This window comes from Pseudomonas mosselii (assembly GCF_003205295.1).
Taxonomy (GTDB): Bacteria; Pseudomonadota; Gammaproteobacteria; order Pseudomonadales; family Pseudomonadaceae; genus Aquipseudomonas; species Aquipseudomonas mosselii_B.
In genome coordinates this window covers 1-21,684 of sequence record NZ_QJRP01000033.1, presented here as the reverse complement: position 1 = coordinate 21,684, position 21,684 = coordinate 1, and the positions used below count along the sequence as shown (strand labels likewise).

Genomic DNA, 21,684 nt, shown 5'->3' with positions numbered 1-21,684 from the left:
AACGGTGGAAATCAGCGCATGCCCGGCAGTTGCACCCAGTGGGCGAGCAAGGCTTCGAGCAGCAGTACACGGTTGAGGTTGGCCTTGCCCAGCACCTTCTGGCGCTGCTCGAGGATCCACGCCTGGACCTCCAGCACCTTGCCCTGGCGGCTCTTCTGCGCCAGGTACTGCAGCACCTTGCGCATGTCGGACAAGCCTAATCCTTCCTCATCCTGGGTCAACTGGTAGCGCAGGATCAGGTGCGACCAGTCGCAGAACCAGTCGAACAGCAGCAGCAAGGGCACGTTGCTCCAGGCCTCGGCCAGCTGGCTGGGGGACTGTTGCTGCTTGAGCAGCTTCTTCACCCCCTCGGTCACCAGCGCCCGCTGCTCGCGCACGCCCTGGGCCTGCAGGCTCACGGCCATCAGCGGCGAACCGGCGGCCAGGGTCAGCAGCTCTTCGCGCTCTTCCTCGGCGCTGTCGACAAGGGCGCCGGCCAGCCAGGCGCGGCTCTGCTCCAGGCTCGGCTGCGGGCAGACGACCTGCTGGCAGCGGCTTTTGATGGTCGGCAACAGGCGGCTGGGCTGGTGGCTGACCAGCAAAAGCACGGTATCGCCGGAAGGCTCCTCCAGGCTCTTTAGCAGGGCGTTGGAGGCATTGATGTTCATCGCCTCCACTGGCTCGATCAACACCACCTTGCGCCCGCCCTGCTGGGCGGTCTGCACCACGAACGACACCAGATCACGCACCTGGTCGATCTTGATCGGTTTGTCGGCCTCCTCCGGCTCCAGCACGAAGTTGTCCGGGTGGCTGCCGGCCTTGAGCAACAGGCACGACTTGCACTGGCCGCAGGCGTCCAGCCCCTGCGGCTGCTGGCACAGCAGCCGCGCCATCAGGCGCTCGGCCAGGGCACGCTTGCCGATGCCCTGGGGGCCGTGCAGCAAGTAGGCATGGGCATGCTGGGCGCGCCCGGCCAGTTGCTGCCAGAGCGCCTGCTGCCAGGGGTAGGCATCAGCCACGGCAACGCTCCAGGATGCCCGGCACCAGGGCGTTGATGGCCTGCTGCACTGCGTTCAGCGGCTGTGCGGCGTCCAGCAGCCGGTAGCGCTGCGGCTGCTGGCCGGCACGCTGCAGGTAGGCCTGGCGCACCGCCTCGAAGAAGGCCTGGCCTTCCTGCTCGAAGCGATCCAGCCGGCCACGGGCCGCGGCGCGGGCCAGGCCCACCTCCACCGGCAGGTCGAATACCAAAGTCAGGTCAGGACGCAGCTCGCCCTGGACGAAGGCCTCGAGGATGGCGATACGCTCCACCGGCAGGCCGCGGCCGCCGCCCTGGTAGGCGTAGGTGGCGTCTGTGAAGCGATCGCACAGCACCACGGCGCCACGGGCCAGCGCCGGGCGGATGACTTCGGCCAGGTGCTGGGCACGGGCGGCGAACATCAGCAGTAGCTCGGTGTCGACCGCCATGCGCTCCTCGCTCGGCGCCAGCAGCAGTTCGCGGATGCGCTCGGCCAGCGGCGTACCGCCGGGCTCACGGGTCATGACCACATCGACGCCCTGCTCGCGCAGGCGTGCCGCCAGGTAATCGCGATTGGTGCTCTTGCCGGCGCCTTCAGGGCCTTCCAGGGTGATAAACAAACCGCTCACGAGTGTTCCTTAGTGTCTTCTGGCACCGACGTGTCAGCCGGCGCGGATTCATCGGTGGGGGCCGGCGCGTCGCTTTCCGGCGCGGGCGCAGGGGCCGCCTCCGGAGCCGCCTGCGGCTCGGGCGTCGCCGGCTCGGCCTGCGGCGCGGGGCTGGAGCGGTAATCCGCCCGACGCTTGAGCTGGAACTCGCGCACCGCGCTGTTGTGATCGTCCAGGTCGTCGGAGAACACATGGCTGCCATCGCCGCGGGCGACGAAGTACAGGCTTGAGCCATCGCTCGGATTGAGCGCGGCATGGATTGCCTCGCGCCCGACCATGGCGATCGGCGTCGGCGGAAGACCGGTCATGGTGTAGGTGTTGTAGGGGGTCGGCTCGCGCAGGTCGGCGCGGGTGATCTTGCCGTTGTAGCGCTCGCCCATGCCGTAGATCACGGTCGGATCGGTCTGCAGCATCATGCCCAAGCGCATGCGCCGCACGAACACGCCGGCGATCTGCCCGCGCTCCTGGGGAATGCCGGTTTCCTTCTCCACCAGCGAGGCCATGATCAGCGCCTGGTACGGGTCGCGATACGGCAGGTCGCTGCTGCGCTCGGCCCACTCCTTGGCCAATACTTCGTCCAGGCGCATGTAGGCCTGCTGCAGCAGTTCGACATCGCTCATGCCGCGCACGAAGCGATAGGTGTCGGGGAAGAAGCGGCCTTCGGGGAACACGCCGGTGTGGCCGAGCTTGTCCATCACCTCGGCATCGGACAACCCCTCGACGGTGTGCTTGAGCTTTTCATGCTTGGCCACCGCGGCACGCACCTGGCGGAAGGTCCAGCCCTCGACCAGGGTGATGTTGTACTGCACCACATCACCGCGCTTCCAGGCGTCGAACAGCTGCCCCACGGTCATGCCCGGGGTCACGCGGTACTCGCCGGTATGCAACGGCGTACCCGTCATGTTGAAGCGCCAGTAAAGGCGCAGCCACAGCGGATCGTCGAGCAGGCCTTCGCTCTGCATGCGATAGAACATACGGTTGGGCGTCGTGCCGTTGGGCACGTCGAGCATGCGCTCCTGCGCCACTTGCAGGGGCTGCTCCAGGACCGAGTTGACCTTCCAGGCGGCCCAGCCCAGTGCCAGGCCGGCGAGGATCAAGCTCATTTCCAGCAGCAGCAGGAATTTGCGTCTCACGAATCAGGTATCCAGTAACGTACGGGCAACGGCCTGCAGTTTACGGGTGAGCGGCCCGGCCGGCCAGTTCAACGCGGCGAATTCACGCACGGGCCAAATGCCGTAGACACTGTTGCAGACGAACACTTCGTCGGCCTGCTCCAGCGCCTCCAGCGGCAAGTCCCGCACCTGGGTGGCAATGCCCAGCAACGCCGCCTGCTCCAGCAGCGCCGCGCGCATCACCCCGGCCACGCCGCAACGGCTCAGCTCGGCGGTCAGCAGCACGCCGTCACGCACCAGGAACAGGTTGCTGTACACCCCTTCGATCACTCGTCCTTGGCCATCACGCATCAAGCCTTCGGCAAACGCCGGATCCTGCCATTCGGCACGGGCCAGCACCTGCTCGAGGCGGTTGAGGTGTTTGAGCCCGGCCAGCAGCGGTTGTTCCGCCAGCCGCGTCTGGCAAGCGTACAGACGCACGCCCTGTTCGGCATGCTCGGCGGGATAGGCCGGCAAGGGGCTGCCCTGGAGGATGCGCCGCGCCTGGGCGCCAGCCGCCGGGGCATAGCCACGCTGGCTATCGCCGCGGGTCAGGATCAGCTTGGCGACGCCCTCGCCCAGCAACTGGGCGAATTGCAACAGTTCATTGCGAACCAGCGTCAGGTCGGCCTCGATCGCCAGGCGCTGGCAACCCAGCGCCAGACGGTCGAGGTGCAGGGCCAGCAGGCTGGGCCTGCCGCCGCGCACGGCGATGGTCTCGAACAGGCCATCGCCGTAGGCCAGGCCACGATTCTGCAGATTGACCGCAGCCGCGTCCTGGCCATCTATCCAGCTGTGCATCAGTCGGCGAACCGACGGAATACCAGCGAGCCGTTGGTGCCACCGAAGCCGAACGAGTTGGACAGCACCACGTCGATCGGCATGCTGCGCGCCTGGTGCGGCACGAAGTCCAGGTCGCAGCCTTCGTCGGGCTCGTCCAGGTTGATGGTCGGCGGCGCCATCTGGCTGTTGATCGCCAGAACGCTGAAGATCGCCTCCACCGCGCCGGCGGCGCCGAGCAGGTGGCCGGTCATCGACTTGGTCGAGCTGACCGCCAGCTTGTAGGCATGCTCGCCGAACACGCGCTTGATCGCGGCCACTTCGGCCACATCGCCGGCCGGCGTCGAGGTGCCGTGGGCGTTGATGTAGCTGACGTCCTCAGGCTGGATGCCGGCATCGCGCAAGGCGTTGGCCATGCAGCGGGCGGCACCTTCGCCGGAATCGGGCGGCGAGGTCATGTGGTAGGCGTCACCGCTCATGCCGAAACCGACCAGCTCGGCGTATATGGTGGCGCCACGGGCCTTGGCGTGCTCCAGTTCTTCGAGCACCAGGGCGCCGGCGCCGTCGGACAGCACGAAGCCGTCACGGCCCTTGTCCCACGGACGGCTGGCACGGGCCGGCTCGTCGTTGCGGGTCGACAGCGCGCGGGACGCGCCGAAGCCACCCATGCCCAGGCCGCAAGCAGCCATTTCGGCGCCACCGGCGATCATCACGTCGGCTTCACCGTAGGCGATGTTGCGCGCAGCCATGCCGATGCAATGGGTGCCGGTGGTGCAGGCGGTGGCGATCGCGTAGTTCGGCCCTTGCAGACCCAGGTGGATCGACAGGAAGCCGGAGATCATGTTGATGATCGAACCCGGCACGAAGAACGGCGAGATCCGGCGCGGCCCTTGCTCGTGCAGGGTCTTGCTGGTCTCTTCGATGTTGGTCAGGCCACCGATGCCCGAGCCCATGGCCACGCCGATGCGCTCGCGGTTGGCGTCGGTGATCTCCAGGCCGGCGTTGCGCACCGCCTGGAAGCCGGCCGCCAGGCCGTACTGGATGAACAGGTCGAGCTTGCGGGCCTCCTTGGCCGACAGGTACTGCTCGACTTCGAAGCCCTTTACCGAGCCGCCAAAACGGGTGGAGTAGGCAGACAGATCCGTATGCTCGATCGGACCGATGCCACTGCGGCCAGCCAGAATGCCCTGCCAGGTGCTCGGTACATCGGTACCCAGTGGCGACAGCATACCCATACCAGTGACCACGACGCGTCTACGCGACACAGTACTCTCCTCATTTCCAAATTACAGAGTCTCTTGCCAGTGCACTGGCGCGGCCAATGGCCTGGCAACAGACTCCGCTGATTGCAGGGCTTGCAAAGAAAAAACCGCACGCCGGCGACGGCAGTGCGGTTTTTCCCGACAAGTAGCGTCGACTGAAACGTCTTAGGCCTGGTGGGCGTTGACGTAGTCGATGGCAGCTTGAACGGTAGTGATCTTCTCGGCTTCTTCGTCAGGGATTTCGGTCTCGAATTCCTCTTCCAGAGCCATCACCAGCTCAACGGTGTCAAGCGAATCGGCACCCAGGTCCTCAACGAAGGAAGAGGTGTTCTTCACTTCATCTTCCTTGACGCCCAGTTGCTCGGCGACGATTTTCTTGACGCGTTCTTCGATGGTGCTCATACCTAGTTTTCACTCCTAATGGACATATGTCAGGCAGCTGGCCGGTGACCAAGTTTATAGGAAGACGCCTGCTTTTCAAGCGTAACGCGCCTTCCACCAGGCCACCGGGCCCTCTGCCCGGAATCTGGTTGCAGCTTTATAACGGATTTTAGGCTCGCAGTATGACTCTTTTTTGAAGCAATCCGTCACATTGAGTTGCGGTTTTTACATGTACATCCCGCCGTTCACCGGCACGGTGGCGCCGGTGACATAGGCTGCGCCGTCGGAAGCCAGGAAGGAAACCACTTTCGCGATCTCCTCGGCCTGGCCCAGGCGGCCCAGCGGAATCTCTTTCTGCAGGGCCTCGCGCTGCGCTTCGGGCAGCTCGCGGGTCATGTCGGTGTCGATGAACCCCGGGGTCACCGAATTGACGGTGATGCCACGCGAGCCCACTTCACGGGCCAGGGCACGGCTGAAGCCCTCCAGGCCAGCCTTGGCGGCGGCGTAGTTGGCCTGGCCGGCGTTGCCCATGGCACCCACCACCGAGCCGATGCTGATGATACGACCCCAGCGGGCCTTGGTCATGCCGCGCAGCACGCCCTTGGACAGACGGTAGAGGCTGTTGAGGTTGGTGTCGATCACGTCGAACCACTCGTCGTCCTTCATCCGCAGCATCAGATTGTCGCGGGTGATGCCGGCGTTGTTGACCAGGATGGCCGGTGCGCCGAACTGCTCGCCGATGGCACCCAGCACCGCGTCCACGGACTCGGCGCTGGTGACGTTCAGCTCAAGGCCGGTGCCATTGATGCCATGCTCTTTCAGGGTGGCGGCAATGCGCTCGGCGCCGGAAGCGGTGGTGGCGGTACCGATCACGGTCGCACCCTGGCGGCCCAGCTCGAGGGCGATGGCCTGGCCAATACCACGGCTGGCGCCGGTGACCAGTGCAACTTTACCTTGCAGGCTCATGCAAGCTTCTCCGAATTCAGGCCAGCGCCGCACGGGTGGCGGCGACGGCGTCTGGGGTGTTGAGGTTGTAGGTGGTCACGCCGTCGGCGCAACGCTTGTTCAGGCCGGCCAGGACCTTGCCCGGGCCGCATTCGACCAGGTTCACCGCACCGCGCTCGGCCAGGGCCTGCACGCATTCTACCCAGCGCACCGGCTGGTACAGCTGTGCCAGCAGATCGTGCTTGAGTGCATCGAGGTCGGCGGCGATGGCGGCGGTGACGTTCTGCACCACCGGGATCTGCGGGGCCTTCCATTCGATGGCGTTGACCGACTCGGCGAAACGCTCGGCGGCCGGCTTCATCAGCGCGCAGTGCGACGGCACGCTGACCGCAAGCGGCAGGGCGCGCTTGGCACCGGCCTCTTTGCACAGCTCCATGGCGCGATCCACCGCCGCCTTGTTGCCGGCGATCACCACCTGGCCCGGCGAGTTGAAGTTCACCGCACTGACCACCTGGTCTTCGGCGGCCCTGGCGCAGATTTCGACCACGACCGCGTCGTCCAGGCCGAGGATCGCGGCCATGGCGCCGTGACCGGCGGGCACGGCCTCCTGCATCAGCTGACCGCGACGCTCGACCAGGCGCACGGCGTCCTTCAGCGACAGGCTGCCGGCGGCGACCAGGGCGCTGTATTCACCCAGGCTGTGACCGGAGACGTAGGCAGGCTGCGCGCCACCCTCTTCCAGCCACAGGCGCCACAGGGCGATCGAGGCGGTCAAAATGGCCGGCTGGGTCTTGTCGGTCTGGTTGAGTTGTTCTTCCGGGCCTTCCTGGACCAGCTTCCACAGGTCGTAGCCCAAGGCCTCGGACGCTTCCTTGAAGGTCTCGACGATTACCGGTTTTTCGGCGCCCAGCTCTTTGAGCATGCCCAGCGACTGGGAACCTTGACCAGGAAAGACGAATGCGAGGGATGCAGACATTGAACAAGCCCTTATGATCTTGTCGTCGGATAGGGTGCGCCGGGCCGTGGGCCGGGCGCGCAATCTGAAAGCTTGGATGGATACACAGACCAAGCGGTCACATTTAAGCACTTCATCGGCGATATGCCTAAGGTCTTTGCTTGTCTGTGCCGGCCCTTTCGCGGGTAAACCCGCTCCCACAGGATTGCCACAGGCCTGAAGGTTGCAGGGCACCTGTGGGAGCGGGTTTACCCGCGAAGAGGCCGGCGCAGGCTACGGCAGCAAGTCCTCCAGACGCCCGTGCAGGCGTTGTGGCAGGTTCTCCTGGATCTCGATCAGCGCCCGCTGGATCGCACTCTGCAACCCCTGCACGCCCGCCGAGCCGTGGCTCTTGATGACGATGCCCTGCAACCCCAGGAAGCTTGCGCCATTGTGTCGCGCCGGCGCCAGGTCGGCCTGCAGGCGCTTGAGCAGCGGCATCGCCATGGCACCCGCCGCCCGCGCCAGCAGCCCGCCACGGAACAACGCCTCGATGCGCGCACCGATCATGGTCGCCAGTCCTTCGCTGGACTTGAGCAGGATATTGCCGACGAAACCGTCGCACACCACCACATCCGCCTCGCCACGGTACAGCCCGTCACCCTCGACGAAGCCGATGTAGTTCAGGCCCCGGGCGCCCTGCAGCAGACTGGCGGCCAGCTTGACCTGCTGGTTGCCCTTGATGTCCTCGGTGCCGATATTGAGCAGTGCCACCCGTGGCCGATGCACGCCCAGGGCCTGGGCGGCCACCGAGCCCATCACGGCGAACTGGTAGAGGTTTTCCGCGCTGCAATCGACATTGGCGCCGAGGTCGAGCAACTGACAGTAGCCTGCCTGGGTCGGGATCGCCGCCACCATCGCCGGGCGATCGATACCGGGCAGGGTCTTGAGCACTAAGCGCGACAGCGCCATGAGCGCACCTGTGTTGCCGGCACTCACGCAGGCCTGGGCCTTGCCATCACGCACCAGTTCGAGGGCGACGCGCATCGACGAGTCCGGCTTGCCCCGCAACGCCTGCGATGGCCGCTCGTCCATGCCGATCACCTCGCTGGCCGCGACAATCTGCAGGCGCGCGCGATCCGCAGCCGCAAGGCCGCTGACGAGATCTTCAAGGAGGGAGGGTTGACCGACGAGGGTCAGGTGCAGCGAGGGGGTAGCCGAAAGGCAGGCAATGCTAGCCTGGACAATGTTGCGGGGACCGAAGTCCCCGCCCATTGCGTCGATCGCGATGATCTGAGCGGACAAGGATTACTCGTCGGCGCCCTTGTCGATCACTTTGCGACCACGGTATACGCCTTCTGGCGATACGTGGTGACGCAGGTGTACTTCACCGGTGCTCTTCTCTACCGACAGAGCTTCTGCCGACAGGGCGTCGTGCGAACGGCGCATGTCACGGGCAGAGCGGGATTTTTTGTTCTGCTGAACAGCCATAATTGATTAACTCCTAAACGTTTGGGTCACGCTTTAACTGCGCCAATACACTGAACGGGTTGGACCGCGATACCTCGTCCTTGCTCGGCTCGGGCTCATCGAGTCCCGCCGGCTGCTGGCATTCTTCCGGATGATGAGCAGGCACGATCGGCAGGGCGAGCAGAAGCTCTTCCTCGACCAACGCCTGCAGATCCAAAGGATCTTCGCCCAGTTCCAGCACGTCATAGCCTTTCGGCAACGACTGGGTGTTCGCACCCTCCTTCACCACGGCGTATGTGCATTCGCTGTGGATCGGCAGGGTGACCAGCTCAAGACAACGCTGGCAAACCATCTTGACTTCGACATCCAGCGCGCTGTGGATAACCACCACGTGCTGTTCATCTCGTTCAAAATCGAACTTCGCCTGCACCGTACCGACATTGTCGGAAAGCGGGTCGCAGAGTCTTTCCAAATCAGCGAGTTGCAGCGAACCTTCGAGGGTTACGCCACGATCAGCCAATTTGCGCGGGTCAACGTGAGGTGGAATCGGGTCATTCAACATAGGCGCAGCATTCTAGGGATGCACCCCCTCCCTGTCAAAGGAAATTAGGTGCCATCTCGCATGTTAGAATTCGGGGTAATTGCCCAGGAGTCTACCATGCTTCCCTTGTTACTGGCTTCCAGCTCTGCGTACCGCCGCGAACTGCTCACCCGCCTGCGCCTGCCCTTCACCTGGGCGAGCCCCGACCTTGACGAACGGCGCCTCGATGGCGAACCCGCCGTCGAGCTGGTCCGCCGCCTGGCCCGACAGAAGGCCGAAGCCCTGGCCGCCAGCCACCCCGACCACCTGATCATCGGCTCCGACCAGGTGGCGGTGCTGGGCGAGCAGATCCTCGGCAAGCCCCACACCTTCGAACGCGCCTGCGAGCAGTTGCTGGAGGCCAGCGGGCAGCAGGTCACCTTCCTCACCGGACTGGCACTGCTGAACACCGCCACCGGCCACTGCCAGGTCGATTGCGTGCCGTTTACCGTTACGATGCGCGAGCTGGATCGGGAGCGCGTGGAGCGCTACGTGACGACCGAGCAGCCACTGGACTGCGCCGGCAGCTTCAAGGCGGAGGGGTTGGGGGTCAGCCTGTTCCAGAGCACCCATGGCTGCGATGCCACGAGCCTGATCGGGCTGCCGCTGATTAGACTGGTGGACATGCTGCACAAGGAAGGCGTGCAGGTGCCTTGAGGATCAGCACTCTCGAGGTTTTGCGTTTTTTGGGATTTAACCGCTCCAATTCAAGATTGCTGGGGTCGCCTTGCGACCCTTTCGCGACACAAGGCCGCTCCTACAGGGGATCGCGCTCTTCTGTAGGAGCGGCCTTGTGTCGCGAAAGGGCTGCAAAGCAGCCCCGGCAAGCTCAAGCCGGGCGCCAATTATCAACACCTTGAAAGTCCCGGGCTTGCCCCGCGATGAATGCCACGCCGACTTCAGCTCAACGCAGCGAAGGCCCCTGGAAGCCCATGTACAGCGCCAGCCGCTCAGCCACGCTGGCACCGATGCGCTTGGAGAAGCGATCGAACGGCGACTCCTGCACAGTGAAGTCCACCAACTCCTTCTCGCCCACGATATCGCGGGCGACATAGCTGGCACTGCCCAGCCCATCCACCAGCCCCAGCGCCTTGGCCTGCTCACCGGACCAGATCAGCCCGCTGAACAGCTCCGGATGCTCCTTGTCCTTCAATCGCTCACCCCGCCCCTGCTTGACCATGGCGATAAACTGGCGATGGGTGGTGTCCAGCACACCCTGCCAGAACGCAGTCTCCTCGGGTTTCTGCGGCGAGAACGGATCAAGGAACGCCTTGTGCTCGCCAGCGGTGTAGGTGCGACGCTCCACCCCCAGCTTGTCCATGGTCCCGACGAAACCATAACCGGCCGCGGTGACACCGATGGAGCCGACCAGGCTGGCCTTGTCGGCATAGATCTCATCGGCGGCACTGGCGATGTAGTAGGCACCGGACGCCCCCAGGTCGGCGATCACCGCATACAGCTTGATGGCCGGATACTCGGCGCGCAGGCGACGGATCTCGTCATACACGTAACCCGCCTGCACCGGACTGCCGCCCGGGCTGTTGATGCGCATGACCACGGCTTTGGTCTTCGAGTCCTTGAACGCTTCGCGCAGACTCTTGACGATGTTGTCGGCACTTGCCGACTCCTGGTCGGCAATCACTCCGCGCACCTCGACCAGCGCGGTATGGTTGCCGCTGCGCGAGGCCGCCTTGTCCACATCCATCAAGGGCGTGAACAGGAACAGGATGCCGAACAGGTAAACGAAGGTCAGCAGCTTGAAGAAGATCCCCCAGCGCCGCGCCCGACGCTGCTCCTGGACACCGGCCAGCAGGGTCTTCTCCAGCAGCTTCCAGCTCTTGCGCTCCTCGCCGGACTCTTCGGGCTCGGGCGCCTTCCATTCGTCAGTCATGCTCACCTACCTTGGAAATTGATCTGCGAAGGCCCTGCCAGCCATTCGCGCAACTGGGAAAAGTGCTCGATGCACACTTGCGGGCCGAATTCGGCCAGGGCCTGCAGCGACATGGCGCCGTAGCCCACCGCCACCGAATGCATGCCGGCATTGCTGGCCATCTGCAGGTCGAACGCCGAATCTCCGACCATCAACGCCCGTCCGGGTTCGACCCGGCAATGGGCGAGAATCTCTTCGAGCATCAGCGGATGCGGCTTGCCACGGGTTTCGTCGGCCGCCCGGGTGATATCGAAATAGCCTTCCCAGCCATTGGCCTTGAGCACCCGGTCCAGGCCGCGCCGCGCCTTGCCAGTGGCCACCGCCAGACGATACCCCTCGGCACGGAACGCTTCCAGCGACTCGACCACGCCATCGAACAGCGGCGACGGCTGCTGGTCCAGCGCCATGTAGACGTCGGCGTAGTGCTGACGGAACGCCTCCACCTGAAGCGCATCGAGGCGCGGGTACAGGGTGGAGATCGCCTCCCCCAACGCCAGGCCGATGATGCCCTTGATCGCCTCGTCGCTGCTGGCCGCCTCGCCGGCGCGCCCGGCCGCCACGTTCATGGCCTCGACGATGCGTCCGATAGAGTCGGCCAGGGTGCCATCCCAGTCGAAGATCAGCAGGTCATAGCTTTTATTCATGGCTCAGGACGCCAGCCGCTCGATGGTCTTGGCCCACATCTCGTCTACCGGCGCCTCGAGCTTGAGCTCGCCCCCGTCGGGCAGCGGCACGGTGAGCTGGTAGGCGTGCAGGAACAGACGCTTGCCGCCCAGCTCGCGGATCTCGCGACTGAAGTCTTCGTCGCCGTACTTGCTGTCGCCAGCGATCATGTGCCCGGCATGCAAGGTATGCACGCGGATCTGGTGGGTACGCCCGGTGATCGGCCGCGCCTCGACGATGGTGGCAAATTCACCGAAACGACGCAGCACACGGAACATCGTCAGCGCGTCCTTGCCCTCGTCGCTGACCTCGACCATGCGCTCGCCGGAACGCAGGTTGCTCTTCTGCAACGGCGCGTTGACCTGCTTCTTCGAGGTCGGCCAATGGCCGCGCACCAGCGCCATGTAGCGCTTGTCCACACCATCGCCGCGCAGGGCGGCGTGCAGGTGGCGCAGCATGCTGCGCTTCTTGGCGATCATCAAAAGGCCCGAGGTGTCGCGGTCCAGGCGATGCACCAGCTCAAGCTCCTTGGCGTCCGGGCGCAGCTGGCGCAGCGCCTCGATCACGCCGAAGCTCAGGCCGCTGCCGCCGTGCACGGCGATGCCGGCCGGCTTGTTCATCACGATCAGCGCCTTGTCCTCGTAGACAATGGCGGCCTCCAGGCGCTGCAGCAGCCCCTGGGCCACAGGCGCCGGCTCGTCGCGTTCGGGCAGGCGCACCGGCGGCACCCGCACGATATCGCCGGCCTGCAGCTTGTACTCAGGCTTGATCCGGCCCTTGTTGACCCGCACCTCACCCTTGCGCAGGATGCGGTAGACTAAGGTCTTGGGCACGCCCTTGAGGGCCGTGATGAGGAAATTGTCGATGCGCTGGCCGGCAAGCTCCGGCGGGACTTCGATCAGCTGAACGCCGGAAGTCGGGGGGGTATTGGTCGTCATGGCGGGATCATAACAATTTTTTATGGAATTGAAGCACTTAATCATTGCTGCTATAGTCGCGAACGCCGCCAAAAGCGGCAGGCCAGCGGCACCAGGCTCTACGCCGGCCCTGACCATCGCAATTCCCGAGGACGCGAGGCCGTCCTACGGAGCGTTCGCCAGTTTAACTAAATGCCTGGAATCGCCACCAGCGCTGTGTAGAGAAGACCGAAAAAAAACGACAAGTGCGGTGTTTCACCTGCTTACCCGATTCTTTTCGCCGTACCTCTGCCCGCCACCGTCGTTTCCGCGCATTCGGGCGAATGCTTCGGAAATACCTGCCTTGGATATGTTATGGCGCCAGCCCGGAACCGGGCTGGCGAAAAATGCAACCCGTTGCGGATTCAGCGCGCGGCAGCACCGAATTTTCAAGGGATACGTGCAGGGTGGAGATGTACAGCCCTCGGACCGTGTGGCACCGAACCCGCCCCAGCGCCCCACTCAACGGGCGATGAGCGGACAAGGTCCTGAACAGACGCCTTCGTGGCGTCCACGGACGACCGGTTGATTCCTCCTCCTGACTGAGTGCACCAGGCCCGCTCGATTGATTCGGATAACCTTCGAAAAGCTCGACTGGTCTTTTGGCACCGCAAAACAGGACGCGTCGTCGCGACAACGGCAGGCTGGGCAACCGGCTGGTGCCGAACGTCGCCAGACACGGGGGTGGCCCGCCACCCTTTGCGCACCTTGGCACCGACCCTGAGAAGTCGTGTGTGCCGCACGCCGTTTCCGGCAGCCCGGAAACCGACGGTACAACATGAAAAGAATGCTGATTAACGCAACTCAGCCCGAAGAGTTGCGTGTAGCCCTGGTGGACGGCCAACGTCTCTACGACCTGGACATCGAGTCCGGCGCCCGTGAGCAGAAAAAGGCCAACATCTACAAAGGCAAGATCACCCGGATCGAGCCCAGCCTCGAAGCCGCCTTCGTCGACTTCGGCTCCGACCGTCACGGCTTCCTGCCGCTGAAGGAAATCTCCCGCGAATACTTCAAGAAAGCCCCTGAAGGCCGGGTCAACATCAAGGAAGTCCTGAGCGAAGGCCAGGAAGTCATCGTCCAGGTCGAGAAGGAAGAGCGCGGCAACAAAGGCGCCGCCCTGACCACCTTCATCAGCCTGGCTGGCCGTTACCTGGTGCTGATGCCCAACAACCCGCGCGCCGGCGGCATCTCCCGCCGCATCGAAGGCGAAGAGCGCAACGAATTGCGCGAAGCGCTGAACGGCCTGACCGTTCCGGGCGACATGGGCCTGATCGTGCGCACCGCGGGTCTGGGCCGCAGCAGCGAAGAAATGCAGTGGGACCTCGACTACCTGCTGCAGCTGTGGACCGCCATCAAGGAAGCCTCGCAAGACCGCGCCGCGCCGTTCCTGATCTACCAGGAAAGCAACGTCATCATCCGCGCCATCCGCGACTACCTGCGCCAGGACATCGGCGAAGTGCTGATCGACAGCATCGACGCCCAGGAAGAAGCCCTGACCTTCATCCGCCAGGTGATGCCGCAGTACGCCAGCAAGGTCAAGCTATACGAAGACAGCGTGCCGCTGTTCAACCGCTTCCAGATCGAAAGCCAGATCGAAACCGCCTTCCAGCGCGTGGTCGACCTGCCGTCCGGCGGCTCGATCGTCATCGACCCGACCGAAGCCCTGGTGTCCATCGACATCAACTCGGCGCGCGCCACCAAAGGCAGCGACATCGAAGAAACCGCCCTGCAGACCAACCTGGAAGCGGCCGAAGAGATCGCCCGCCAACTGCGCCTGCGTGATATCGGCGGCCTGATCGTCATCGACTTCATCGACATGACCCCGGCCAAGAACCAGCGTGCCGTCGAAGAACGCGTACGTGAATGCCTCGAGGCCGACCGTGCCCGCGTACAGGTAGGCCGCATCTCGCGCTTCGGCCTGCTGGAAATGTCCCGTCAACGCCTGCGTCCATCGCTGGGCGAAAGCAGCGGCATCGTCTGCCCGCGCTGCTCCGGCACCGGCATCATCCGTGACGTCGAGTCGCTGTCGCTGGCGATCCTGCGCCTGATCGAGGAAGAAGCGCTGAAGGACCGCACCGCCGAAGTGCGCGCCCAGGTACCGATCCCGGTGGCCGCCTTCCTGCTCAACGAGAAACGCAACTCGATCACCAAGATCGAACTGCGCACTCGCGCACGCATCATCATCCTGCCGAACGATCACCTGGAAACCCCGCACTTCGAAGTCCAGCGCCTGCGCGACGACAATCCGGACGTGCTGAACAACCAGTCCAGCTACGAGATCGCCTCGACCGAGACCGAAGAAGCGCCGCAGCCGACCGCCACCCGCACCCTGGTGCGCCAGGAAGCCGCGGTCAAGACCGCGCCGGCCCGCGCCAACGCCCCGGTTCCGGCCACCCCTGAAGAGCAGCCAGTCGCCGCCACGCCGGTCTCCGCACCAACCGTCGCCGAGCCAAGCCTGTTCAAGGGCCTGGTCAAGTCGCTGGTCAGCCTGTTCGCCGGCAAGGAAGAGCCTGTCGCCGCCCCGGCCGCTACCGAGAAACCGGCCGCCGAACGTTCGCCACGCAACGAAGAACGTCGCAACGGTCGCCAGCAGAGCCGCAACCGCAACGGCCGTCGCGAGGAAGACCGCAAGCCACGCGAAGAGCGCGGCGAGCGCGCCCCGCGTGAAGAGCGTCAGCCCCGCGAAGAGCGTGCCCCGCGTGAAGAACGTGCGCCACGTGAAGAGCGTCAACCACGACAGCCGCGTGAAGACCGCCGTGGCAACCGCGAAGAGCGCGTGCGCGAACTGCGCGAGCCGCTGGACGCCGCACCGGTCGCCCGCGAAGAACGCGCCCCGCGTGAAGAGCGTGCACCACGCGAAGAACGCGTAGCCCGTGAAGAGCGCGCCCCACGCGAAGAGCGTGCACCGCGTGAAGAACGCGCTCCTCGCGAAGAGCGCGCACCGCGTGAAGAACGCGCTCCTCGCGAAGAGCGTGCACCGCGTGAAGAACGCGCCCCACGCGAAGAGCGTGCACCGCGTGAAGAACGCGCCCCTCGTGAAGAGCGTGCGCCACGTGAGGAACGCGCCCCACGCGAAGAGCGCCAACTGCGCCCTGAGGTGCAGGCCGCCGAACAGGCCGTGGAGCTCGCCGAGGAGCAACTGCCGAACGAAGAGCTGCTGCAGGACGAGCAGGAAGGCGCCGATGGCGAGCGTCCACGCCGCCGTTCCCGTGGCCAGCGTCGTCGCAGCAACCGTCGTGAGCGCCAGCGCAACGCCAATGGCGAGCTGATCGACGGCGGCGACGAAGACGCCGGCGAAGAGCAGCCACAACAGCACCAGGCCACCGAGCTGGGCGCCGAACTGGCAGCCGGCACTGCCGTCATCGCTGCCGTTGCCACCAGCAACATCAGCGCCGACGCCGAGGCCGAAGCCAACCAGCAGGCCGAACGCGCCAGCGCCGCTGTCGCCGAGACCCAGGTGGAAATCACCGAAGTCGTGGCTGAGCAGGTCGCAATCGCCCCGGTGGTCGAGCAGCCTGTCAGCGAGCCAGTGGTCGCCGCCGAGCCGAGCATCGAGCCTGTCGTAGAAGTGGCGCCGCAGCCTGTGGTTGAAGAAGCCGCCATCGAGCAGCCGACCGCCGTTGTCGAGGCAGTTGTCGAGCCTGCAGCGGTCGTGGAAGCCCCAGTGGTGGAAGCGGGCGAGATCGAGAAGGCACCGGTTGCCGAAGTGGTCGAAGCCCAGGCGCCAGTCGCCGAGCAGACGGCTCCGGTGGTCGAAGCCGTCGAAGCCCAGCCTGAAGTGGTCGAAGCCCCGGTGGCCGAGCCTGCGCCAGCCGTGGTTGCCGAAGAAGCGCCGGTCGAGCCGTCCACCATCATGCTGCCGAACGGCCGTGCGCCGAACGACCCGCGTGAAGTGCGTCGCCGCAAGCGTGAAGCCGAAGCAGCCGCTGCTGCCCTGGCCGCCGCCGCCCCGGCCGAAGCCCTGGAAACCGCTGATGAGCACAAGCCTCATCACGGTTGATAGCCTCGGCTGAATGAAAAAGCCCCGCCAGTGCGAACTGGCGGGGCTTTTTCTTTGTCGGTGCGGATGACACCGACCTTACTCATAACCTATAGATTTAGCAGGGCCCTGTGGGAGCGGCTTTAGCCGCGAACACCGGCGAAGCCGGTGCCATCCACCGCGTCGCTTGCTTCGCGGCTAAAGCCGCTCCCACAGGTTGCGCGCCGGCCGCCTGATCAGTACAAGTTTGGCTCCATCTCCAGCTCGACCCCGAAGCGCTCGAGGATATCCGCCTGGATACGCCGCGCCAGCGCATGCAACTGCGCCCCGCTCGCCTGGCCGTAGTTCACCAGCACCAGCGACTGCAAGCGGTGCACCCCGGCATCGCCATCGCGATAGCCTTTCCACCCCGCCTGCTCGATCAACCAGCCGGCCGCCAGCTTCACCTGGCCATCAGCCTGGGGATAGGCCACCACGCCAGGATGCCCGGCACGGATACGCTCGGCCAACGCAGCGGGCACCACGGGGTTCTTGAAGAAGCTCCCGGCGTTACCCAGCTCAGCCGGATCCGGCAGCTTTTCCCGACGGATACTGCAGATCGCATCGCTGATCGCCTGCGCGGTCGGCTGCTCGACGCCCTGCTCCGCCAGGCGCTGACGCACCGGGCCGTAGTCCAGATGCGCCTGCAAGGTGCGGTTCAAGGCAAAGCGCACGCGCACAATCAGCCAGCGCCCGGGGTTGCGCTTGAACAGGCTGTCGCGATAACCGAACGCGCAGTCCTCCAGCGAGAAGTCCCGCAGCTCGCCGGTCTCGCGGTCCAGCGCGGTCAAGCCGGCGAACACATCCTTGATCTCCACGCCATAGGCACCGACGTTCTGCATTGGCGCGGCGCCCACGGTGCCGGGGATCAGGCTGAGGTTTTCCAGCCCGCACAAGCCCTGCCCCAGGCTCCACTGCACGAAGGGGTGCCAGGGCTCGCCGGCCTCGGCCTCCACCACCACCCGCTCGCCGTCGTCGCTGAGCAGGCGTCGGCCACGGCTGGCAATGTGCAGCACCAGGGCCTCGACATCGCGGGACAGCAGCAGGTTGCTGCCGCCGCCAATCACCAGCACCGGCACCTGCCGCTCGGCGGCCTGGGCCAGGGCCTGGCGGACTTCGTCGTCGTCATGGGCCTGGGTGAAGTAGCGGGCACTGACATCGATGCCGAAGGTGTTGTAGGGCTTGAGCGACACGCGCTCCTGCCAGTACGCCGTCATAACCGCCCCTTGATTTCCACGACCAACTCGCGGCAGGCCGCCTCGATCAGGTCCAAGACCTGCTCGAAGCCTTCGGCGCCGCCGTAGTAAGGATCCGGCACTTCGTCCAGGGCCGCGCCATAGCGGCGCAGGAACAGGTCGAGCTCGCCCTTGGCGTTGTGCGGGCGCAGGGCCTGCAGGTTGCCCAGGTTGCTCTTGTCCATGGCCAGGACCAGGTCGTACTCGGCAAAATGCGCCGCCTTGACCTGCTGGGCGCGCTGGCGCGACAGGTCGTAGCCACGGGCCAGGGCGGCCTTGCAGGTACGGCTGTCGGGCGCCTTGCCGACATGCCAGTCGCCGGTGCCGGCGGAGGCCACCTGCACCACATCACCCAGGCCTGCGGCCTCGAGCTGGTGGCGCAGCACGCCTTCGGCGGTCGGCGAGCGGCAGATATTGCCGAGGCAGACGAACAAGACGCGCATCAGGCCTCCAGCAAGCGCCGTACGCGCTCCAGGTCTTCAGGGGTGTCCACGCCCACGGCCGGTGCCTCGATGGCGTCGGCGACATGGATGCGCACGCCGTGCCACAGGGCGCGCAGCTGCTCCAGCGACTCGGTCTGTTCGAGCCAGCACGGGCCCCAGGCGACGAAGTCCTGGAGGAAACCCACGCGGTAGGCGTACATGCCGATGTGACGGCGATAAGGCACGCCCTCCGGCAACTGCTCACGATCCTTGGCAAAGGCATCACGCGCCCAGGGCAGCGGGGCGCGGCTGAAGGTCAGGGCCAGGCCATGTTTGTCGCTGACCACCTTGACCGCATTGGGATTGAAGATGGTTTCTGGCGCGTGGATCGGCTCGGCCAGGGTGGCGATGCCGGCTTCCGGGTGCGCCGCCAGGTTGGCCGCCACCTGGTCGATGATCACCGGTGGAATCAGCGGCTCGTCGCCCTGCACGTTGACCACGATGGCATCGGCGGCCAGGCCCAGCTGGGCAGCCACCTCGGCCAGGCGATCGGTGCCCGACTCGTGGTCGGCGCGGGTCAGCAGCACTTCGGCACCGAACGCCCGGCAGGCCTCGACGATGCTGGTGTCGTCGGTGGCGATGACCACACGACTGGCGCCGCTCCTGCGCGCCTGCTCCCACACATGCTGGACCATCGGCTTGCCGGCGATCGGCAGCAACGGCTTGCCCGGCAGGCGCGTGGAGCGCAGCCGGGCGGGGATCACCACGGTGAAGTCCAGGCTCATTTGTCCAGGCGCTCTTCGTCGGTCAGGGTGCGTGCCTCGCTTTCCAGCATCACCGGGATGCCGTCGCGGATCGGATAGGCCAGGCCCGCGCCCTTGCTGATCAGCTCGGTCTTGTCGGCGCTGAGCTTGAGCGGGCCCTTGGTGATCGGGCAGGCCAGGATATCGAGCAGTTTGGTGTCCATGGAGGTGTCCTTGCGACGGAAAATGAAAAAAGGCTCAGGGGCGGCCGGACAGCAGGCGGTCGAGCTGGGCGTCGAACCAGGCGCTGAAGGCGGGCGTCGGCACGGCGTCGACCGCCAGGTACCACCAGTCGTCGGCGGCGAAGGGCCGGCATTTCACCGCATCCTTCTCGGTCATCACCAGAGGCAGCGGTGGGCTGAACGACAGCACTTCACGGCTGTAGGGCGCATGGTCGGCGAAAGGGTGCGGCACCGGCTGCCAGTGTAGCCCCAGCAGGGTGTTGAAGAAACGTTGCGGATTGCCGATGCCGGCCACGGCGTGCAGCGCCTGGCCAGCCGGGAACAGGTCAAGGTCGCGGCGCTCGCCGCTGCGCAAGTTGATCAGCGCTGACGGTTGCAGGCGGAAGGCAAAGCCATCGTCGCGATCAGCCTCGGCGCCGTTGAACAGCACAGCGTCCGCCTCGCCCAGCCGCTCGGCCGGTTCACGCAACGGGCCAGCGGGCAGGCAGTGGCGATTGCCCAGGCCACGGGCGGCGTCGATCAGCACCAGCTCCAGGTCACGGGCCAGGCGGTAATGCTGCATGCCGTCGTCGCACAGGATCAGGTCGGGCGCGTCGCTGGCCAGCAAGGCCTGCACGGCGCGGGAACGGTCAGGGTCGATCACCAGCGGCACGCCGGTGCGCTGGACGATCAGCAAGGGCTCGTCGCCGGCCTGTGGCGCAGGCTGGTCAGCCTGGACACGCCAGGGATAGTGCGGCGGCTTGGCGCCATAGCCACGGCTGACCACGCCGACCTTGAGCCCCTGCCGGCGGCAGTGCTCGATCAGCCAGAGGATCATCGGCGTCTTGCCGGTACCGCCGACGGTGATGTTGCCCACCACGATCACCGGCACCGGGGCACGGTAGCTGGGGCTTTCACCACTGAGGAAGCGCGCGCGCTTGCGCGTCACCACGCGCCGGTACAGCGCCTCCAGCGGGCGCAATACGGCAAGTGCCGGGTGCCCGGCGTACCAGGCGGCGAGCAGACGGTCGGCGAAGGCCATCAGGGCTTGCCCTGCGCGGCCTCGACGGTGGTCATGCGCAACTTGCTGAAGCCGAGCTTGCCGGCCGCGTCCATTGCAGTGATCACAGCCTGGTGCGGGGTCTTGCCGTCGGCGCTGATGGCCAGCGGCAGGGTGATGTCACCGCCGGACTCCTTTTCGATCGCCTCGGTCAGGGTGTCCAGGTCGCTCTTGGGCAGCAGGTGGTTGTTCACCGAGTACACGCCGTCGGCGCTGATGGAGATCTCCACCAGCTTGCCCTGGTCGGCCGGTGGCTGCTCGGCGCTGCTGGCCTCGGGCAGCTCGACGCGCAACTGGGTCTCGCGGGTGAAGGTGGTGGTGACCACGAAGAACAGCAGCAGCACGAACACCACGTCGATCAACGACGCCAGGTTGATATCGACGTTCTCGCGCTGGCGATTGCGCCGGAACTTCACGCCTTGCCTCCGGCCACTTCCACTTCGCGGTCGCCCTGCAGCACTTCCACCAGCTTGATCGCCTCCTGCTCCATGCCCACCACCAGTTCGTCGATGCGGCGAAGCAGGAAGCGGTGGAAGAACACCGCCGGGATACCGACCATCAGGCCGGCCGCGGTGGTGACCAGGGCCTTGGAGATACCCCCGGCCAGGACGGCAGCGTTGGCGGTCATCTGCGAGCCCATGAAGGCGCTGAAGATGTCGATCATGCCCAGCACGGTGCCCAGCAGGCCCAGCAGCGGGGCCATGGCGGCGATGGTGCCGAGGGTGCTGATGTAACGTTCCAGCTCGTGGATGACCCGCGAGGCGGCCTCCTCGATGCACTCCTTCATGATCTCGCGGCCGTGGCGCGAGTTGGCCAGGCCCGCGGCAAGGATCTCGCCCAGCGGCGAGTCGGCGCGCAGGGCCTTGAGCTTGTCACTGGTGAGTTGTTTGTCCTTGATCCACATCCACACCTGGCCCAGCAGGTGCGGCGGGGTGACACGGCTGGCGCGCAGGGTCCACAGGCGCTCGACGACGATCGCCATGGCGACGATGGAGCTCAGGATGATCGGCAGCATCATCCAGCCACCGGACTTGACCAATTCCCACACAGTTAGCATCCCCTCGGAAAAAGGCCGCCACTCTACCATAGGACCGCCTGGGGCTCATCTGCCGGAGGTCAGGGAATTCCTGTGTTGACCTGGCGAGCCCCGGGGCTGCTTTGCAGCCCTTTCGCGACATAAGGCCGCTCCCACAGGACTGCGCGATCCCTGTGGGAGCGGCCTTGCGTCGCGAAAGGGGCGCAAAGCGCCCCCGGCTCAATCCTCGATGGAG

23 protein-coding genes are annotated in these 21,684 nt (G+C 65.5%); 2 read left to right on the top strand and 21 right to left on the bottom strand.

All coding sequences use genetic code 11. The annotated features are described in order from the left end of the window. Positions 1 to 11: 11 nt before the first annotated feature. The 11 genes from DMX06_RS21910 to DMX06_RS21860 form a co-directional block, all read right to left on the bottom strand. Positions 12 to 998 (bottom strand): DNA polymerase III subunit delta', encoded by a 987-nt coding sequence (locus DMX06_RS21910; protein WP_110739322.1) that lies wholly within the window; start codon positions 996 to 998, stop codon positions 12 to 14. Next, positions 991 to 1,623: a dTMP kinase gene (gene tmk, locus DMX06_RS21905; RefSeq protein ID WP_110739321.1), complete on the bottom strand. Its 633-nt coding sequence runs from the start codon at positions 1,621 to 1,623 to the stop codon at positions 991 to 993. The genes DMX06_RS21910 and tmk overlap by 8 nt, the downstream gene beginning before the upstream one ends. Continuing rightward, entirely contained in the window at positions 1,620 to 2,795 is a 1,176-nt protein-coding gene (mltG, locus tag DMX06_RS21900; protein ID WP_110739320.1) for an endolytic transglycosylase MltG, read from the bottom strand. Before mltG ends, tmk begins: the two co-directional genes overlap by 4 nt. A gap of 3 nt (positions 2,796 to 2,798) precedes the next feature. Beyond that, positions 2,799 to 3,614 carry an aminodeoxychorismate lyase gene (gene pabC, locus DMX06_RS21895; RefSeq protein ID WP_110739319.1) on the bottom strand — a complete coding sequence of 272 codons (816 nt, stop codon included), beginning with the start codon at positions 3,612 to 3,614 and terminating at the stop codon, positions 2,799 to 2,801. Continuing rightward, on the bottom strand, positions 3,614 to 4,858 hold the full coding sequence (gene fabF / locus DMX06_RS21890; RefSeq protein ID WP_028690991.1) for a beta-ketoacyl-ACP synthase II: 1,245 nt from the start codon (positions 4,856 to 4,858) through the stop codon (positions 3,614 to 3,616). Before fabF ends, pabC begins: the two co-directional genes overlap by 1 nt. Before the next feature lie 162 nt (positions 4,859 to 5,020). Continuing rightward, a complete protein-coding gene (gene acpP, locus DMX06_RS21885) occupies positions 5,021 to 5,257 on the bottom strand; it encodes an acyl carrier protein (protein ID WP_028690990.1) in 237 nt (78 codons plus the stop codon). A 204-nt stretch (positions 5,258 to 5,461) separates the two neighbouring features. Then, complete coding sequence (gene fabG / locus DMX06_RS21880; RefSeq protein ID WP_023630496.1) at positions 5,462 to 6,202, bottom strand: 3-oxoacyl-ACP reductase FabG; 741 nt, start codon at positions 6,200 to 6,202, stop codon at positions 5,462 to 5,464. A 16-nt stretch (positions 6,203 to 6,218) separates the two neighbouring features. Next, positions 6,219 to 7,157: an ACP S-malonyltransferase gene (gene fabD / locus DMX06_RS21875; protein ID WP_110739318.1), complete on the bottom strand. Its 939-nt coding sequence runs from the start codon at positions 7,155 to 7,157 to the stop codon at positions 6,219 to 6,221. 252 nt (positions 7,158 to 7,409) lie between these two features. Next, a complete protein-coding gene (plsX, locus tag DMX06_RS21870; RefSeq protein WP_110739317.1) occupies positions 7,410 to 8,420 on the bottom strand; it encodes a phosphate acyltransferase PlsX in 1,011 nt (336 codons plus the stop codon). Between the two features lie 3 nt (positions 8,421 to 8,423). Further along, on the bottom strand, positions 8,424 to 8,606 hold the full coding sequence (gene rpmF / locus DMX06_RS21865; RefSeq protein WP_028690987.1) for a 50S ribosomal protein L32: 183 nt from the start codon (positions 8,604 to 8,606) through the stop codon (positions 8,424 to 8,426). A 13-nt stretch (positions 8,607 to 8,619) separates the two neighbouring features. Beyond that, on the bottom strand, positions 8,620 to 9,147 hold the full coding sequence (locus DMX06_RS21860; protein WP_023630499.1) for a YceD family protein: 528 nt from the start codon (positions 9,145 to 9,147) through the stop codon (positions 8,620 to 8,622). 96 nt (positions 9,148 to 9,243) lie between these two features. Between DMX06_RS21860 and DMX06_RS21855 the strand changes: the two genes are divergently transcribed. Beyond that, positions 9,244 to 9,822, top strand: coding sequence for a Maf family protein (locus DMX06_RS21855; RefSeq protein ID WP_110739316.1), 579 nt, complete (start codon positions 9,244 to 9,246; stop codon positions 9,820 to 9,822). A gap of 247 nt (positions 9,823 to 10,069) precedes the next feature. Here the strand turns inward: DMX06_RS21855 and DMX06_RS21850 are convergent, their stop codons facing one another. The 3 genes from DMX06_RS21850 to rluC are packed head-to-tail and all read right to left on the bottom strand — an operon-like array spanning position 10,070 to position 12,696. Further along, on the bottom strand, positions 10,070 to 11,056 hold the full coding sequence (locus DMX06_RS21850; RefSeq protein ID WP_110739315.1) for a S49 family peptidase: 987 nt from the start codon (positions 11,054 to 11,056) through the stop codon (positions 10,070 to 10,072). 2 nt (positions 11,057 to 11,058) lie between these two features. Next, a complete protein-coding gene (locus DMX06_RS21845; protein ID WP_110739314.1) occupies positions 11,059 to 11,739 on the bottom strand; it encodes an HAD family hydrolase in 681 nt (226 codons plus the stop codon). A 3-nt stretch (positions 11,740 to 11,742) separates the two neighbouring features. Next, complete coding sequence (rluC, locus tag DMX06_RS21840; RefSeq protein WP_110739313.1) at positions 11,743 to 12,696, bottom strand: 23S rRNA pseudouridine(955/2504/2580) synthase RluC; 954 nt, start codon at positions 12,694 to 12,696, stop codon at positions 11,743 to 11,745. Positions 12,697 to 13,492: 796 nt separating this feature from the next. On the opposite strand from rluC, the gene rne reads away from it, so the two are divergent. Continuing rightward, positions 13,493 to 16,714, top strand: a complete 3,222-nt coding sequence (gene rne, locus DMX06_RS21830; protein WP_110739312.1) for a ribonuclease E — start codon at positions 13,493 to 13,495, stop codon at positions 16,712 to 16,714. A 215-nt stretch (positions 16,715 to 16,929) separates the two neighbouring features. Here the strand turns inward: rne and murB are convergent, their stop codons facing one another. Genes murB through DMX06_RS21795 form a run of 7 tightly spaced genes read right to left on the bottom strand, consistent with a single transcriptional unit; the run spans position 16,930 to position 21,461 of the window. Beyond that, positions 16,930 to 17,949 (bottom strand): UDP-N-acetylmuramate dehydrogenase, encoded by a 1,020-nt coding sequence (gene murB, locus DMX06_RS21825; protein ID WP_110739311.1) that lies wholly within the window; start codon positions 17,947 to 17,949, stop codon positions 16,930 to 16,932. Next, positions 17,946 to 18,410: a low molecular weight protein-tyrosine-phosphatase gene (locus DMX06_RS21820; RefSeq protein ID WP_110739310.1), complete on the bottom strand. Its 465-nt coding sequence runs from the start codon at positions 18,408 to 18,410 to the stop codon at positions 17,946 to 17,948. The genes murB and DMX06_RS21820 overlap by 4 nt, the downstream gene beginning before the upstream one ends. After that, a complete protein-coding gene (gene kdsB, locus DMX06_RS21815; RefSeq protein WP_110739309.1) occupies positions 18,410 to 19,174 on the bottom strand; it encodes a 3-deoxy-manno-octulosonate cytidylyltransferase in 765 nt (254 codons plus the stop codon). Before kdsB ends, DMX06_RS21820 begins: the two co-directional genes overlap by 1 nt. Then, positions 19,171 to 19,356: a Trm112 family protein gene (locus tag DMX06_RS21810; RefSeq protein ID WP_011532874.1), complete on the bottom strand. Its 186-nt coding sequence runs from the start codon at positions 19,354 to 19,356 to the stop codon at positions 19,171 to 19,173. The genes kdsB and DMX06_RS21810 overlap by 4 nt, the downstream gene beginning before the upstream one ends. A gap of 34 nt (positions 19,357 to 19,390) precedes the next feature. Then, positions 19,391 to 20,395, bottom strand: coding sequence for a tetraacyldisaccharide 4'-kinase (lpxK, locus tag DMX06_RS21805; RefSeq protein ID WP_110739308.1), 1,005 nt, complete (start codon positions 20,393 to 20,395; stop codon positions 19,391 to 19,393). Beyond that, positions 20,395 to 20,829, bottom strand: a complete 435-nt coding sequence (locus DMX06_RS21800; RefSeq protein WP_110739307.1) for an ExbD/TolR family protein — start codon at positions 20,827 to 20,829, stop codon at positions 20,395 to 20,397. Before DMX06_RS21800 ends, lpxK begins: the two co-directional genes overlap by 1 nt. Then, positions 20,826 to 21,461 (bottom strand): MotA/TolQ/ExbB proton channel family protein, encoded by a 636-nt coding sequence (locus tag DMX06_RS21795; RefSeq protein WP_138221286.1) that lies wholly within the window; start codon positions 21,459 to 21,461, stop codon positions 20,826 to 20,828. The genes DMX06_RS21800 and DMX06_RS21795 overlap by 4 nt, the downstream gene beginning before the upstream one ends. Positions 21,462 to 21,684: the final 223 nt, after the last annotated feature.

Excerpts from the sequence above, each read along its gene's own strand:
- pabC (WP_110739319.1), bottom strand. The coding sequence starts at position 3,614 with ATGCACAGCTGGATAGATGGCCAGGACGCGGCTGCGGTCAATCTGCAG.
- acpP (WP_028690990.1), bottom strand. The coding sequence starts at position 5,257 with ATGAGCACCATCGAAGAACGCGTCAAGAAAATCGTCGCCGAGCAACTG.
- fabG (WP_023630496.1), bottom strand. The coding sequence starts at position 6,202 with ATGAGCCTGCAAGGTAAAGTTGCACTGGTCACCGGCGCCAGCCGTGGT.
- fabD (WP_110739318.1), bottom strand. The coding sequence starts at position 7,157 with ATGTCTGCATCCCTCGCATTCGTCTTTCCTGGTCAAGGTTCCCAGTCG.
- rpmF (WP_028690987.1), bottom strand. The coding sequence starts at position 8,606 with ATGGCTGTTCAGCAGAACAAAAAATCCCGCTCTGCCCGTGACATGCGC.
- DMX06_RS21860 (WP_023630499.1), bottom strand. The coding sequence starts at position 9,147 with ATGTTGAATGACCCGATTCCACCTCACGTTGACCCGCGCAAATTGGCT.
- DMX06_RS21855 (WP_110739316.1), top strand. The coding sequence starts at position 9,244 with ATGCTTCCCTTGTTACTGGCTTCCAGCTCTGCGTACCGCCGCGAACTG.
- DMX06_RS21850 (WP_110739315.1), bottom strand. The coding sequence starts at position 11,056 with ATGACTGACGAATGGAAGGCGCCCGAGCCCGAAGAGTCCGGCGAGGAG.
- DMX06_RS21845 (WP_110739314.1), bottom strand. The coding sequence starts at position 11,739 with ATGAATAAAAGCTATGACCTGCTGATCTTCGACTGGGATGGCACCCTG.
- rluC (WP_110739313.1), bottom strand. The coding sequence starts at position 12,696 with ATGACGACCAATACCCCCCCGACTTCCGGCGTTCAGCTGATCGAAGTC.
- rne (WP_110739312.1), top strand. The coding sequence starts at position 13,493 with ATGAAAAGAATGCTGATTAACGCAACTCAGCCCGAAGAGTTGCGTGTA.
- murB (WP_110739311.1), bottom strand. The coding sequence starts at position 17,949 with ATGACGGCGTACTGGCAGGAGCGCGTGTCGCTCAAGCCCTACAACACC.
- DMX06_RS21820 (WP_110739310.1), bottom strand. The coding sequence starts at position 18,410 with ATGCGCGTCTTGTTCGTCTGCCTCGGCAATATCTGCCGCTCGCCGACC.
- kdsB (WP_110739309.1), bottom strand. The coding sequence starts at position 19,174 with ATGAGCCTGGACTTCACCGTGGTGATCCCCGCCCGGCTGCGCTCCACG.
- DMX06_RS21810 (WP_011532874.1), bottom strand. The coding sequence starts at position 19,356 with ATGGACACCAAACTGCTCGATATCCTGGCCTGCCCGATCACCAAGGGC.
- lpxK (WP_110739308.1), bottom strand. The coding sequence starts at position 20,395 with ATGGCCTTCGCCGACCGTCTGCTCGCCGCCTGGTACGCCGGGCACCCG.